Raw genomic sequence first — 15,580 nt, 5'->3', positions numbered from 1 at the left:
AATTCCTCCTTATCGCGTATTAGTTCACCGTAATAATAATATTTTTATAGGCATCTACTTCCGCAGTAAACCCTGGTGGAATAACAGTCGTCGTATCTAACTGATCGATAATGGCTGGACCAGTAAATTGTGTATAAACGGGTATTTTATCGCGATTATATACGTTTGTTTCAGTAAATTTACCCTCAAAATAAACAGGACGTGTTTCTTTAAAAGCAGCTTCCAACGAGCCTTCAGGAACATATTGTGGAAAATTAGGCTTTGGTACTGTTCCTATAGCCGTTACACGTAAGCCAAATATTTCTACAGCTTGCTCCATATTAGAAAATGCAAATTCTCGTTCATGTTCTTGATGGAACGCTTCCAAAATAGCATCTAGGGAAGTGATTTGATCGGATACGAGAACAGCTAGAGATCTCCATTGTCCTTTATAACGAAGATCTATATAATTCGTTAATGACATTGTGTTTTCTGCTATTCCTTCCTCTTCTAATAATTCTCTTGCCTCTTCTCGCAATTCACTAAATTGATTTGTCAGTTCCTCTACACTTACTTCATCTAGTTTTTTGACATATGTTTTAGAAATATCATGGCGTACATCTACAAGGAGGCACCCCATTGCCGCTGCTACACCTGGATGCGTAGGAATAATGACTTTTGGAATGTTTAAATCTTTTGCCAAATAGGCACCGTGTAATGGACCTGCACCACCAAAAGCTACAAGCGCAAAATCACGAGGATCATAGCCTCTCCGTACTGATATTAAGCGAACGGCATCACTCATATTAGCATTTGCAACTTCTATAATGGCACTTGCCGCTTCTTCAACCGTTTGATCGAATGCATTTGCAATCTTTTCCACAGCCTCTCTAGCTGCCTCTTTATTTAACTGCATAGTGCCATCTAACAAATCCACACCAAGACGTCCTAACACTAAATTTGCATCTGAGTTAGTGGGCTCAATACCTCCTCGGCCATAGCAAGCTGGTCCTGGTACTGCCCCTGCACTTTGTGGTCCATTTCGTAAAGAACCGCCCTCATCTTTCCAGGCGAGGCTACCCCCACCGGCTCCTATTGTTACTATTTCAATGCTCGGGAAACCAATTGGATAGCCATATTCAATCGACCAATCCTTTGTAATTCGTATATCTCCCTTATACATCAGTGAAATATCGGTACTTGTACCACCCATATCTAAGCCGATTGCATTGTCAAATCCGCATAACTTCGCGATATGCTTACTGGCAATTGCCCCAGCAGCTATCCCAGAACTTGCTAATCTAGCAGCATAGCGGGGCACTGTACTTGAAGTCATAACACCGCCACCAGAATGTAAAACTAATATTTCATCGTCATAGCCCTTTTTCTGCATTTCCGTGCTTAACTTACTAATGTAATTACTCATAATAGGTCCAAGAACGGCATTGATAATAGTCGTACTCATACGCTCATGCTCAAAAATTTCCGGAAGCACCTCGCTGGAAATACAAACATAGACATCAGGTAATTCCTCTTTTAAAATTCCTTTGACTTTCTCCTCATTTTCCCCATTCACATAGGCATTGATAAAACAGACAGCAATGGATTCTGTTCCTCGGCGTTTTAATTTTTTTGCTAATACACGAACTTCTTCTTCATCAATGGCTTGTAGAATATTTCCTTCATAATCTATTCGTTCTGTCACTTCAAATCGATCTCGTCGTTGAATATAAGGCTTCGCAGTATCTTTGTACGTATCCCAAATATCTTCTTTCGTCCCGCGGCGGATTTCGATGACATCTCTAAAACCCTTTGTCGTAATAAGTGCTGTTTTTGGTAGCTTGCGTTCAATTAACGCATTCGTTCCAACTGTTGTACCATGAGAAAAAATTTTAATATCCTTCCCATCTAGTTCTGCTTTTGCTACTCCATTAAGTATTCCTTGTTCCGGGTTTGAAGGTGTTGACGACGTTTTTGTGACAAATACTTCTCCCGTCTCTTCATTAAAAACAAATACATCCGTAAACGTTCCACCAACATCAATTGCTAAACGACTTTGTGCCATTGCTCTACCTTCTTTCGTTTATAAATTTTAAAAAGGTTAACACGCCTTTGTGGTTGTTCACATCGTATTACTTTGCTTTCACCAAAACATATTTTTGAGGATAAAGTTAATGCCTCAAGAGAATGCCCCAGATTTTTTTAATGATATCGCGTTTAATTCAAGAAAAATCTGGGTCATTACACCGAGGCATATGTGACAACTATTTTTTTGTTTGCAATCCTAATTTTTTTTCAACATTAACTTTTTACTCACTTTTTGTGCCAATCGTAATTGTTTTATACGTTGTAAAGAACTCTTTCGCTGCCTGCCCCTGCTCACGAGCACCGGTACTTGAGTTTTTCATTCCTCCAAACGGCGCTTGTGGCTCAGCTCCACCCGTTTCATCGTTAACCTGTACAAGTCCAACCTCACTACGGTTAATAAAATCAAATGCTTTCGGAATGTTATTTGTATAAATAGAAGCACTCAATCCAAAATTAGAATCATTCGATAATCGAATCGCTTCTTCATAATCTTTTACTTTGATGACAGCTAAAACTGGTCCAAAAATCTCTTCATGGGCAATCGACATCTCGTGGGTTACATTTGTAAAGATGGTTGGATCAATATAGTATCCTTCTGCCATACCTTTTGTAGGGCCTCCGCCAAATATTAACTCTGCACCCTCACCTTTTGCTTTCTCGATGGCGGATAATATAGAATTATACTGCTCTTTAGATGACAAAGGCCCCATCGTGATACCAACTTTAATTTTTTTAGCTTCTTCAATGAACTGCTCTACTACCTTGTCATAAACCGCTTCCTCGATGTAAACGCGACTAGTTGCTGTACAACGCTGTCCAGTCTGTTTCATCGCACCTTCAATCGTTAATTTTGCAGCTTGCTTGATATTGGCATCAGCTAAAATAATTGCTGCATTTTTCCCGCCAAGTTCAAGCTGAATTTTTTTATTAGTCGATCCAGCAGTATCTAAAATACTTTGCCCCACACTATTTGAACCTGTAAATGTAATCGCTTTTACTTCAGATGCCTCCAATAATACTTGCCCAACCTTTGAACCACGGCCTTGCACGACATTTAACACGTTTTTTGGTAAACCTGCTTGTTGAAATAATTCTCCTATTAATTCACCAGTTAAAGCACTTTCAATAGAAGGCTTCCAAACAACCGTATTGCCGTACACTAATGCCGGTGCAATTTTCCATAGAGGAATAGCGACAGGGAAATTCCAAGGCGTTATGGCAGCAACGACACCAAGTGGTACTCGCATTGTGTACAATAATTTCGCTTCATTGGCAGAAGGTAACACTTCCCCTGTTGCCCGCATCCCTTCTTGTGCAAAATAACGTAAAATGGAAGCGCCACGTTTCACTTCACCAAGCATTTCATGTTTCGTTTTACCCATTTCACTCGAAGCTATTTCAGCTACTCTATTAATATTTTTCTCAAGTAAGTCTGCTGTCACGCGTAAAATTTCTCCACGCGCAACAGAAGACGTATTTTTCCAACCTTCAAATGCTTCCTGAGCTGCAATGACTACATCTTTCGTTTCATCTATTGTCAAAAGCTCAACTTGACCTATACATTGAGATGGTTTCGCTGGATTAAACTGTTTTCGTATTTCCCTAACGATAGTTGTCATAAAACCCCTCCTTAAAATAATGATCGCTTCATTGACTTAATCTTTTTCAACAATTGTTTTACGTATATGCTCAAATGTCTCGTCTAAAATACGTAACATTTCATCAAGCTCTACTTTTGATAGAATGAGAGGTGGAGAAAAGACAACTGTATCTTGATCATACGTAACTGTTCGTAAAATCAATCCTCGTTTCATCGTTTCTTGTACAAAAATGGGACTAAGAGGAGACTCAAACAATTCACCCGTCTTACGGCTCTTTACTAATTCAATGGCTCCAAGTAATCCAAGCGTTCGCACGCGTCCGATAAAGCTATATTTTTCTTGCAGTGCTCGGAATCCTTTTAACATGGCATTGCCCATGTTTGCAGCATTTTCAACGAGATTTTCGCGCTCAAGAATTTCTATATTTTTTAATCCAACTTGACAAGCGAGTGCATGGCCGCTGTAAGTATATCCGTGCATTAATGTTCCTTTAGAAAGCTCACATAAATCTTGATGAATTGTTTCGGATATTGCCACACCACCAAGTTGAACATAACCACTCGATACTCCTTTAGCGAATGACATCATATCTGGCACTACCCCGTAATGTTCCATACCGAAAAATTTCCCTGTACGACCAAACCCGGTAATAACTTCATCTGCAATGAATAAAATACCGTACTCATCACAAATTTTTCGCACTTCTTTAAAATAATCTTTTTGTGGAATATTAACCCCACCTGCACCTTGTACTGGTTCAGAAATAAATGCTGCCACAGTCTCAGGGCCTAACGCTTCAATCGTTTCACGTAAATTACGTACGGACTCGCTATATACATAGTGGAAATCAGGTGCGTGCGAATTCGTAAAGTCACGAAATGCCTGTAAGCCTGTCGCATTTGTAGCACCCATTGCGACACCATGGTATGAATGGGTACGTGAAATAATTTTTTGACGCTCTGGCTGTCCCTTTAGTAACCAGTAATGACGTGCTAATTTAATCGCTGTATCGTTCGATTCTGAGCCGCCAGAAGTGAAAAATACAGTGTTTAAGTCTCCAGGAGTTAAAGAAGCAATTTTCGTCGCTAACCGAATAGCGGGTTCATTGCTAAAAGAAGCGAAGCAGGAACTAAATGCTAATGTAGATATTTGCTCCTTCGCCACTTCGGCAATTTCTTTACGACCATGCCCAATATTTACATTCCATAAAGAAGACATCCCATCAATGAAGACATTTCCTTCTATATCTTTTAAATAAATGCCATTGCCCTCTGTAAAAATAGCTGCCGGCCCTTGTGTTTGTTGTTGCTCAATCGACGTTGTTGGGTGTAGAAAATGTTTTTGATCTAACGTTTTTAACTCTTCTTTTAGTTGAATTGTCATAAATGCCAACCTCTTTTCGTTTAAAATTTCATACACAATTTTAATAGCAATTCTCATGCCAACTGAAAAAAATTCCTTAAGGCGTTGTAATTTTTTTGACTCATTTCTAAAAGAAAAGGAATTGATTTTTATATAAGTCGATTGGAGTGAAAATTGGGCGACTCCTTGGGGATCAGCAATGGAGGAACGCGAGTGAAGCCGCTCATCGGACGCCCCAGGAAGCTTTGCTCTGTGCGAAAGCGTAGTGTAACGTAGCGACAGCAACAACAAAGCGCCCAATCGGAACAGAAATCAACCCCACGCCATGAAAAAGCAGCATTTTTTTCTATTAGTTACTTCACAACAACTGCAGCAAAATGAAAAAGGAACACTTTCATTTTTCGAAAATGTCCCTCTTTATCTAAATTTATTATTATAATGATGCATTACATCATTTTCTTTGTATGAATCAGTGCGTATTGCAATATTACAGGTTTTTTTGCATGAATGAAGTTTTGATGCAAAAATACATCGTTAATCCTCATATGAAATTTGTTTCGTTAATTGGAACTTTTGTATTTTACGTACTAATGTTGACTGATCACATCCAAGTGATTTAGCAGCTTGCCTAATACTTGGATAGGTAGATAGAGCTTCTTTAATAATCTGCTTTTCAAACCCAGCTACTTGCTCCTTTAAAGTACCACTAAACCTCGGAGTTACTACCTGTTCCTGAATGCTTTGTATTTCTAGTGGATTTTCTGAATCACGTGTAATAGGTAGGTTACTATCTAGCTCTTGTTGCACAATAAATGCGGTTATTTCTGGCTGCGTTGCTAGTAAGCAAATACGCTCCACCATGTTTTTAAGTTGACGTACATTGCCTGGCCAATCATAAGATTCTAATATTTTCATTGCCGATGACTCAATTGTCCGATGGATCCCATATTTATCTTCAATAATAGCCAAAAAATGGTTGACTAATGGAATGATATCTTGGCGACGTTGTCTTAAAGGAGGAATTTCAATAGGTATAATATTTAAACGATAATATAAATCCTCACGAAAATTACCTTGCCTCACCATCTCCGCTAAATTGCGATTTGTCGCAGCAATAATGCGTACATCGATCGGAATAGGCTTTCCGCTTCCTAGACGCTGTACCTCTGATTCTTGGAGCACACGTAATAATTTCGCCTGTAGTAGCAAGGGCATCTCTCCAATTTCATCTAAAAACACTGTGCCACTTGACGCAATCTCAAATAACCCTGCCTTACCACCTCTTGACGCTCCCGTAAAGGCTCCAGCTTCATAGCCGAAAAGTTCAGATTCTAATAAATTCTCTGGAATTGCACTACAGTTAATCGTTAAAATTTGCTTATCATGACGGCGGCTATTTGCGTGAATAAGCTTTGTTATCTCTTCTTTACCTACGCCCGATTCACCACCAATTAATACAGTAGAATCTACCTCTGCAACTCTCATAACACGTTCTACAACCTGCATCATTGCTGAAGATACAGCGATTAAACTACTTTTTGTGTTTTCTTTATTATGTAAGGCATGTAGTTTATTTTTAAAGTTTTCGTTTTGAACTTCTAATTTTTTTACTTCTTTCTCTAACAGCTTTAATTGTGTCATATCACGAGTAATAGCAACTACATATTGTAATTCGCCGTATTCATCAAATATCGGCTTTCCAGAAACTAAAAAGCATTTGCCATTAATGAACGTCTGCAAAATCGTTACTTTTTCTTTTGATTCAATGACTTTCATCGAAATGGAATCACTCATTAATCCTTCAGCAATGACGTCTTTTGCATATCTCCCCATTAAATCAATGCCCACAATTTCGATATCTATATCATTTTGAAATATAATTTTGCCATCGCTATCACAGACTGTAACGCCATCGGATATGGAGTTTAAAACTTTAACTGACAATGAGTTCATAAAGTCTATATAGCTATACTGCATGGATGGTTTGACATGGAATAAGCGACCTTGTGAAGTCTCTATTACATGAATACAATAGCCTTCTACATCAAAGGTTTCTAGTCCTTTACTATATTTTTTTATTATTTTTTCAAGAAGCTCTATTTGGATATCACTTTTAATTATTACCTCATCATTTTTTACAATAAAAAAATGCTCCTCTTTATGTAGTTGAGTTATCGACATCTAGATCACTCCCTCTTGAACGTTAAAGGCTTTTCATACAAAAAAATTCGCTCTTTCTACGAGGCATCTGGAAGCCTAAAAGGTATAAAAGTTTCCTTTGGCTTGATATCTCGCAGGAATAGCGCGAATTTTTTGTATTTTATAGTATTCTACTCTGAGGCTAGCTTTTCCTCTATTTGCTCCGCTGGCCTTGTCGTCAGCTTTCGCATAATCATGAACAACACCACTGAGCCAATTAATACAAATGTACTCAAATAGAATTGTGAACGTAAAGATTCGATGAACGCTTGGCATAAATAGACGACTGTTAAAATACCAATTGTCACATACGATAAATATGGAAATAACCACATTCTAATCGCTAATGGCTCATCTGAAACTTTATCGTAATAACGTCGGAAACGAATTTGTGAAATCGCAATAAAAATATAAACTGCAATCATTAATCCTCCAACGCAATTACCTAAAAAGTAGAAAATAACTTCTGGTGAAATGAAGTATAACATTGCACAAATATAGGCTACTACTGTACTACCAATAACAGCTGGTACAGGCACACCTCGACGATTTTTAATTTGCGAGAATATTTTTGGTGCATCCCCTTGACGCGACATTTCAAGTAGCATACGTGAGCTTGTATAAAGAGCTGAATTTAACACAGAGATTAGTGAAATAAAAATGACGATTTGAATAAGTTGAGCAGCAATTGGAAGCCCTGCCATCGTTAATATATTTGCATAAGGCGCTGCTAATATTTTCGAATTATTCCAAGGGATGATTAAAACCATAATAGCTACTGAGCCTACAAAAAATAACCCTAAACGAAAGACAACGTTGCGAATGGCGCGGACAATATTTCTCGCTGGATTTTCAGACTCTGCTGCCGCAATGGCTGCAACCTCAGCACCACAAATTGAAAATATAACAAAGACAATGGCCGTAAAAATCGGGATAATACCATTCGGAGCAAATCCACCGAATTCCGTTAATATTCCTAACCCCTTCGGTTCATAATTTGGCCAAATTCCTAAAATCATAGCTATACCAACAACTAAAAATACAATAATTGCAGTAACTTTAACGAAGGATAGCCAATATTCAAATTCACCAAATGATTTTACTGAATAAATATTAACAATTGTCATCAATAATGTTATGCCTACGCTTCCGAGCCATGTTGGTATCATCGGGAACCAATTATGCAGCATTCCCCCTATGAGTGCCGCTTCTAACCCCACAATAAATACCCAGCTTGCCCAATAAAGCCACCCTACTGTAAACCCTGCCCATGGACCAATATACTTCCCTGCATAAGAAGCAAATGAGCCCAGCTCTGCCGAACCACCTGATTTCTTTCCTAATACTATTTCTCCTGATGCCATTTCCCCAACCATTTGCATGATCAGAACTATAAGCATGCATGCAATCGCATAGGAAATCACCGCCGCAGGACCAGTACTTAAAATATTTTTTCCGGTCCCTACGAAGAGCCCTGTACCAATAACCCCTCCAATCGAAATCATTGTTATATGCCGTGTTTTCAATGATTTTTGCAAAGCCCCCATTAAACCACCCCTTTGTGTTATGTAGACATTTACTAGCCCCTTTCCTCTACTTCAATGTCTATCGTTTAATGAGCAATTTTGATGCCAAATCCATTAAATTATTAAAAATTCCGAAAAATTTTTAATCTGTACAGCTATTGTTGCTAATTTTTTCTAACTCAGCGATTTTAGCATAGCGTGAAGTTGATTTCCGTTCCGGCTGGGCTCTTTTTGCTGTCGTTTCGCTTTCCCACAAAGCAAAGGTTCCTAGGGGCGTCCGATGAGTCGTTTGGGCCAACAAGATGTTGGTCCGAAGGCGTTATCACAGGACGTGATGGTTTTAGCCTTTGTTCTCCTATGTGCTCGCTCCAGGGTCTTCTGTGACGCCGATCCCCAAGGAGTCGCCCAACCTTCCCTCCATTCAATCCATACATAATATACGTTTTAACTTCTTTTTCAGCGATCCCTAAATTTGAGTGATAAGGCATTTTTTTGCGCCATGTGTTCTCATATGCGATATTACAAATTCGATGCAAAAGTACATCATTAATAGTCCATTTACATCATCTATCCATATACACGATTAAATGAACTCATAATATTCATCTCTTCCCTGTACTTCGCTACTGTCCGTCTGGATATTTGGATACCTTCAGCACTTAAAGTATTTGTAAGCTGTTGATCCGTTAATGGCTGTCGTTTATCCTCTGTTTCAATCAACTGCTTGAGCCGCTTTTTAATATACATAATAGAATCCATCTTTCCAGAAATATTCATTACTCCTTTTGTAAATAACGATTGTAAAACATATACGCCATGGGCAGTTTTTATATATTTTCCACGTACTGCCCGACTAATCGTTGATACATGTAAACTTAAAATGTCAGCTACATCTTTTAACCGCATAGGCTTTAATGCCTCAATGCCTTTATGAAAAAAATCTTCTTGCAATTCCACTAGCAATCTAGCTAATTCGTACAGTGTTTTATCACGTTGTTCGATCCCTTGTAATAATAAAAGTGCATCTTTCATTGTGTTTTTAAAATAGGTTTTACAGTTAGGATCATTCTTTAGCATTTCAACATAATGTTTATCGATAGTGACGCTTGGTAAATATCCGCGATTTAATTTTATCACCCATTCCTCTCCGAATTTTTCTACTTCGATTTCTGGAATGACATATGGAATCGCTTCAAATTTATCTCCTGTCATCACTGGTTTTAAATTTTTTATATAGTTAACAGTTTTCTTCACGTCATTAAGAGACGTCTTATACTTTTTACTTAATTGTTTAATAGCTTGTGCGGCCACTAGCTCTAAATCCTCCTCGATCAAGCGAGAGGCTAATTTCGGTGCTAGCGCATCACTGTCTATCTGAATGAGTAAATACTCCTTATAATTACGTGCCCCTACTCCCATTGGCTCGAAAGTTTGAAGTAAGTCCAATAGCGCCTCTACATGCAAAACATTTGTATTACACTTATTTGCGACGATTTCTACATCAACATCTAAAAATAGACGTTCATCTAAAGATTGAATTAAAAACGTTAAAATTTTTAAATCTACAGTAGATAGATTTTTATGCATAGGTACTTGTTCCAATAAAAACTGCTCATAGCTCTCTTTTGCTGCAAACTTCATCTCAATGGGATTAAATAAATGATGTTGCGGTGCATAATATTGCGCAGAATAACTCTTATCAGAATAACTTGCTAATTGCATAATTTCCTCATATTGCATTTTCACCGTTGCATCAGTGACAACTAACAGTGGATTTTCGTAAGCCTTATTATAAATATACTGTTCTAATTCATTTGTCGAATATTGCAGTATTTCTAAATGCTGTACTAGCTGAGGTGATAACACTTGCATTATTTTTTGGGAAGTTTTGATAGCTATTTGCATACCCCATACCTCCATCACGTAATTTTCTACATAGTAACACGTTTATTCTCTCTTTTTCCATTTTTTCTTCAAACATTTTTCTGGATTAAAGCGTAGCCAACATCCTTTTTGCCGAAGTAACTTATCGGATGCACCTAGCGAAGCGGCAGCTACAAAATGTTTTATCTGTGCGAAAGCGAAGCGGCAGCTACAAAATGTTTTATCTGTGCGAAAGCGAAGCGGCAGCTACAAAATGTTTTATCTGTGCGAAAGCGAAGCGGCAGCTACAAAGCGCTCAGGTGTAACGAATATCACCCCCACGTTTTGGTGATAAACTATGAGCCTCCTTACTCTACATATTAAATTTTCTAATAATTCCAAAAAAGTAATTGACTGCAGTTATAAGTCACCTTAAAATACACATATACAATAATAGTTACCACATTACGGTAAGAAATAAGGAGTGATCAAATGTTTCATGTACCAACTGTGCAATTTACACAAGAGCAGGAGCAATTCCGCTTAGATGTGCGAACGTTTCTACAGGATGAATTAGCAAAAGGAACTTTCACGCCTAAATGTGACTCTTGGCTTAGTGGAGATGATCCTGAATTCTCTAAATTAATTGGTCAAAAAGGTTGGATTGGCTTAACTTGGCCTAAAAAATATGGTGGCCAAGAGAGGAGTACTATTGATCGATACATTTTAACGGAAGAATTTTTAGCTGTTGGTGCTCCAGTTGCTGCACATTGGTTTGCTGATCGCCAAACAGGCCCACTTCTTTTACGGTATGGAACAGAAGAGCAGCGAGAATATTTCTTACCGAAAATTGTGAAAGGCGAATGCTACTTCGGCATAGGTTTAAGTGAACCAAATAGTGGATCCGACCTCGCTTCGGTTAGCACACGTGCTGAAAAAGTAGAGGGTGGATGGATTGTCAACGGTCAAAAAATATGGACGAGTAATGCACACCTTTGCCACTATATGGTGACTTTAGTACGGACTAGTCCTTTTGATGGAAAAAGCAAACATGCAGGGCTCAGTCAATTGATTGTTGATTTACATGCGGAAGGTGTAACGGTTGTTCCAATTAAATTTTTAACCGGAGAACATCATTACAACGAAGTATTCTTTGACAATGTTTTTGTACCTGACAATATGGTTGTAGGGGAAATCGGTAACGGCTGGGCTCAAGGATTAGCAGAGCTTGCCTTTGAGCGCAGTGGTCCAGAGCGAATTTTAAGCACTTTCCCATTAATCGATGAACTTATTCAAGAGTTAAAACGCCAAAAAAATTTAGAAGGGTTACAGCAAGCGTCTAAAATAATAGCTCGTCTTTGGGGCCTCCGTAATTTGTCAATTGGCGTAGCCCAGCTTTTAGAATCTGGTAATGGTGAAGACGTATCTATTCCTGCAGCACTTGTGAAAGCACTCGGTACGAAATTTGAGCAAAGTATTCCTGAAATTACACGCTTAATCGTACAGACTTATCCTACTCTTGACGCACATCGTAAAATTGATCGCTTTATGGCTGAATCCATTTTACATGCACCAGGTTTCACTATCCGAGGAGGAACTTCAGAGGTGCTGTATGGAGTTGTGGCGAAAGGGGTTGTAGCACAATGAGTGAGATGAAAGATATGATTCTTAATGTTGTAGAGCGCATGTTAAAAGAAAAAGTCGATAAAGAGTTAGTCGATACGGTGGAACAAGGTCATTGGGCACCAGAACTATGGGATTTGTTTAAAGAAAACGGTATGACAGCAGTAGCCATTACAGAAGAAAATGGCGGTGCAGGTGGCGACATAGAGGATTTATTGAATATTGTTCGTTTAACTGGAAAATACGCGGCACCGATCCCATTTGCAGAAACAACTTTTGCAAATTATTTATTAGAGTTTACTAGTTTACAAGTAATTGAAGACCTGGCGACGTATATGCTCTACCCTAACCAAGCCTTTACGTTAGAGAATGGCAAATTAACGGGAGAGGCGATCCAAATTCCTTGGGCACGTCATACAAAACGTCTAGTGACACTTGCCTATAGCACGGAAGGTACTCATCTTGTAGAAATCGATTTAAGCCAAGCTGAAATTAAACTAGGATCAAATTTAGCAGGTGAACCACGTGATACCGTGAAATTCCATCATGCTAAAGTTTCACAAGTATCTGCTGTGTTATCTCCTGATAAAATACACGCTATAACAACACTCAATACTGCTTTTCAATTAGCACTGATGACTGGTGCCGTCGATAAAATAAATGATTTAACTGTTCAATATACGAAAGAACGTGAGCAATTCGGTCGACCGATTCATCGCTTCCAGCTCGTTCAGCAGCATATTGTACATTTAGCAGGTGAAACAGCGATTGCTCTAGCTGCATTTAATAATGTAACGGAAGCACTTCTGAAGAACAATCAAAGTAGTGAGGTTGCTTACGCCTGCATTCGTTTCGAAGAAATTATCCAAGCAGTGACAACAATTGCGCATCAAGTACACGCTGCAATTGGTACGACACACGAGCATAGTTTGCATCAATTTACACGCAGACTTTGGTCATGGCGCGATGAAGGGGCTAGCACCTCTTATTGGACTAATTTAGTAGCAACACAGCTACTAAATAGCGGAGATAGTCTATGGGGATATTTAACTTCAAGTAGCGCAAGCTCCCCACTGCTCAAAGTAGAAGGTTAAGGCCAATGACCAACATTAATTTGTGACAAACCACCAATGACATGATAAGGAGTGTTATCAATGACTGATTTACTTTTTGAAGTGCAAGACCATGTTGCTACGATTACATTAAATAGACCTGAGGCGTACAATGCTTTCAGTGAAGAGATGATCGCTAAATGGATTGAAGCCCTTGAAACCGTTCGTGATTCGACGGATATTCGTGTTGTCATCGTCAAGGGTAATGGAAAATCATTCTGCGCTGGTGGGGATATTAAGGCGATGCAAGCTGGGGAAGGATTTTTCCAAAGCGAGGACGATATTTCTTCTACAGGATTAGCACGAAAAAATTCGCTGTGGAAAAAGATTCAGCGTATTCCCCTTCTTCTTGACGAAATTGATAAGCCCGTTATTGCACAGGTACATGGATTTGCAATGGGGGCAGGACTTGATATGGCCTTAATGTGCGATATACGGATTGCCGCAAAATCTACGAAGATTTCCGAAAGCTACATTAATGTTGCGATCGTGCCAGGCGACGGTGGTGCTTATTACTTACCAAAATTAATCGGCATCGATCAAGCCTTGGATATGTTCTGGACAGCTCGTGTATTAACTGCTGATGAAGCAAAAGACAAAGGTGTGGTGACATTTGTTGTAGAAGACCATGAGCTTGACGAATACACATTGAATTATGCAAAGGAATTAGTTAATCGTCCAACTACGACATTGCAATTTATAAAGCGTGCTGTATATCAAAGTCAACGAATGGATTTACGTAGTGCCCTTGATTACATTTCATCACAAATGGCTATTGTTACAGAGCTAGATGATTTTAAAGAGGGTGTGAACGCAGTTGTAGAAAAACGTAAGCCTATTTATAAATGACGTGTTTAGGAGGACGAACAATGCAACCTCTTGAAAATATTCGAGTATTAGATTTATCTCGAATTTATGCTGCCCCTGCTGGCTCTATGATGTTGGCAGATTTAGGGGCAGAAGTAATTCGTATAGAACATCCCAATGGTTCTGATAGCATGCGTGATTGGGGGCCATTTGTGAATGGTCAAAGTACGTATTATTTATGTGCCAATCGCAATAAAAAATCGATCACATTAGATTTAAAGACGATGGAGGACAGAGAAAAATTTAAAGAGCTTGTCAAAGATGCTGATGTCGTCCTCGAAAATTTTAAAACGGGTGACATGGAGCGAATGGGGCTCAGCTATGAGGAATTAAGCAAAGTGAATCCTAGAATCATCTATTGTGCAGTTACAGGATTCGGTCAAACGGGTCCTCTCGCACACGAACCAGGCTTCGATCCAGTAATTCAAGCGATGAGTGGTTTAATGCATGTCACAGGCTCACCTGATGGAGAAGCGACAAAAGTTGGTGTTCCTATTGCAGATATTTTAACCTCTAACTATGTCGTCATTAGTATTTTAGCCGCTTTACGAATGCGCGACCAAACAAATAGAGGGCAATTTATTGACTTAGCTTTATTAGACGTTCAGATGAGTAGCTTAGCGAATGTAGCGAGTGCTTATTTAAATACAGGTTTTATTTCAGAACGTCTCGGTAATCGACATAATAATGTTGCGCCCTATCAGGTATTTAACTGTGCTGACGGCCCCTTAATGATTTGCGTTGGCACAGATGGACAATTTAAAAAGTTTTGCACGCTGTTACAACGTGAGGAATGGGCTAATGATCCGCGCTTTTTAACGAATACGATGCGCAAGCAACATGAAGCGGAGCTTGTTCAGATGATTACTGACATTACTATGACAAAAACACGGGATGAATGGATTACCTTATTACAACAATACAAAATTCCAGGTGGACGTGTGAACACAATTGCTGAGGCACTGGCACAACCGCAATTTATGGCACGAGACATGATTGGTGAAATAGAGCACGAACAATATGGGACAATTAGATTCATCAAAAGCCCGTTAAAGTTCTCTGATTTAGATATTCAATATAAATTAGCACCACCGATACTTGGAGAACACACAAACCAATTCCAAAAGCCCTCTCTACAAAAATAAAATTGCGCTATAATAGAAGTACTTTTATGGTTCATCACTGAAAGTTCGGAATGACATTTTATTAAAAAGTATGTCATGTGGATAGGTTGATTGGAGTGGAGACTGGGCGACTCCTTGGGGATCAGCAATAGAGGAACGAAGGCTAAAAGCATCACATCCTGTGATAACGCCTTCGTGACCAACATCGTGCTGCTGTCGCTACGTTGCACTCACGC

The 15,580-nt window shown here is 38.9% G+C and carries 10 protein-coding genes; 4 read left to right on the top strand and 6 right to left on the bottom strand.

Translation table 11 applies throughout. The features are described from left to right. Positions 1-19: 19 nt before the first annotated feature. The 6 genes from PVA17_RS12980 to rpoN form a co-directional block, all read right to left on the bottom strand. Positions 20-2,044, bottom strand: a complete 2,025-nt coding sequence (locus PVA17_RS12980) for a hydantoinase/oxoprolinase family protein (protein WP_274067911.1) — start codon at positions 2,042-2,044, stop codon at positions 20-22. Positions 2,045-2,288: 244 nt separating this feature from the next. Then, the gene (locus PVA17_RS12975; RefSeq protein WP_274067910.1) at positions 2,289-3,686 is read right to left on the bottom strand and encodes an aldehyde dehydrogenase family protein; all 1,398 of its coding nucleotides are present in this window, start codon (positions 3,684-3,686) and stop codon (positions 2,289-2,291) included. 36 nt (positions 3,687-3,722) lie between these two features. Next, positions 3,723-5,051 (bottom strand): aminotransferase family protein, encoded by a 1,329-nt coding sequence (locus PVA17_RS12970; protein ID WP_274067909.1) that lies wholly within the window; start codon positions 5,049-5,051, stop codon positions 3,723-3,725. Between the two features lie 513 nt (positions 5,052-5,564). Continuing rightward, positions 5,565-7,211 (bottom strand): sigma-54 interaction domain-containing protein, encoded by a 1,647-nt coding sequence (locus PVA17_RS12965; protein WP_274067908.1) that lies wholly within the window; start codon positions 7,209-7,211, stop codon positions 5,565-5,567. A 149-nt stretch (positions 7,212-7,360) separates the two neighbouring features. After that, positions 7,361-8,776: an amino acid permease gene (locus PVA17_RS12960; RefSeq protein WP_274067907.1), complete on the bottom strand. Its 1,416-nt coding sequence runs from the start codon at positions 8,774-8,776 to the stop codon at positions 7,361-7,363. Between the two features lie 546 nt (positions 8,777-9,322). Beyond that, on the bottom strand, positions 9,323-10,660 hold the full coding sequence (rpoN, locus tag PVA17_RS12955; protein ID WP_274067906.1) for an RNA polymerase factor sigma-54: 1,338 nt from the start codon (positions 10,658-10,660) through the stop codon (positions 9,323-9,325). 450 nt (positions 10,661-11,110) lie between these two features. Between rpoN and PVA17_RS12950 the strand changes: the two genes are divergently transcribed. The 4 genes from PVA17_RS12950 to PVA17_RS12935 are packed head-to-tail and all read left to right on the top strand — an operon-like array spanning position 11,111 to position 15,365. Then, positions 11,111-12,265 (top strand): acyl-CoA dehydrogenase family protein, encoded by a 1,155-nt coding sequence (locus tag PVA17_RS12950; protein ID WP_142509747.1) that lies wholly within the window; start codon positions 11,111-11,113, stop codon positions 12,263-12,265. Continuing rightward, a complete protein-coding gene (locus PVA17_RS12945) occupies positions 12,262-13,335 on the top strand; it encodes an acyl-CoA dehydrogenase family protein (protein ID WP_274067905.1) in 1,074 nt (357 codons plus the stop codon). Before PVA17_RS12950 ends, PVA17_RS12945 begins: the two co-directional genes overlap by 4 nt. 60 nt (positions 13,336-13,395) lie before the next feature. Further along, positions 13,396-14,202 (top strand): enoyl-CoA hydratase/isomerase family protein, encoded by an 807-nt coding sequence (locus PVA17_RS12940; RefSeq protein WP_274067904.1) that lies wholly within the window; start codon positions 13,396-13,398, stop codon positions 14,200-14,202. A gap of 20 nt (positions 14,203-14,222) precedes the next feature. Continuing rightward, positions 14,223-15,365 (top strand): CaiB/BaiF CoA transferase family protein, encoded by a 1,143-nt coding sequence (locus PVA17_RS12935; protein ID WP_274067903.1) that lies wholly within the window; start codon positions 14,223-14,225, stop codon positions 15,363-15,365. Positions 15,366-15,580: the final 215 nt, after the last annotated feature.

The organism is Lysinibacillus sp. CNPSo 3705, from assembly GCF_028674935.1.
Classification (GTDB): domain Bacteria; phylum Bacillota; class Bacilli; order Bacillales_A; family Planococcaceae; genus Lysinibacillus.
The sequence above is the reverse complement of the archived record's forward strand: the minus strand, read 5'-3'. Positions and strand labels throughout refer to the sequence as shown.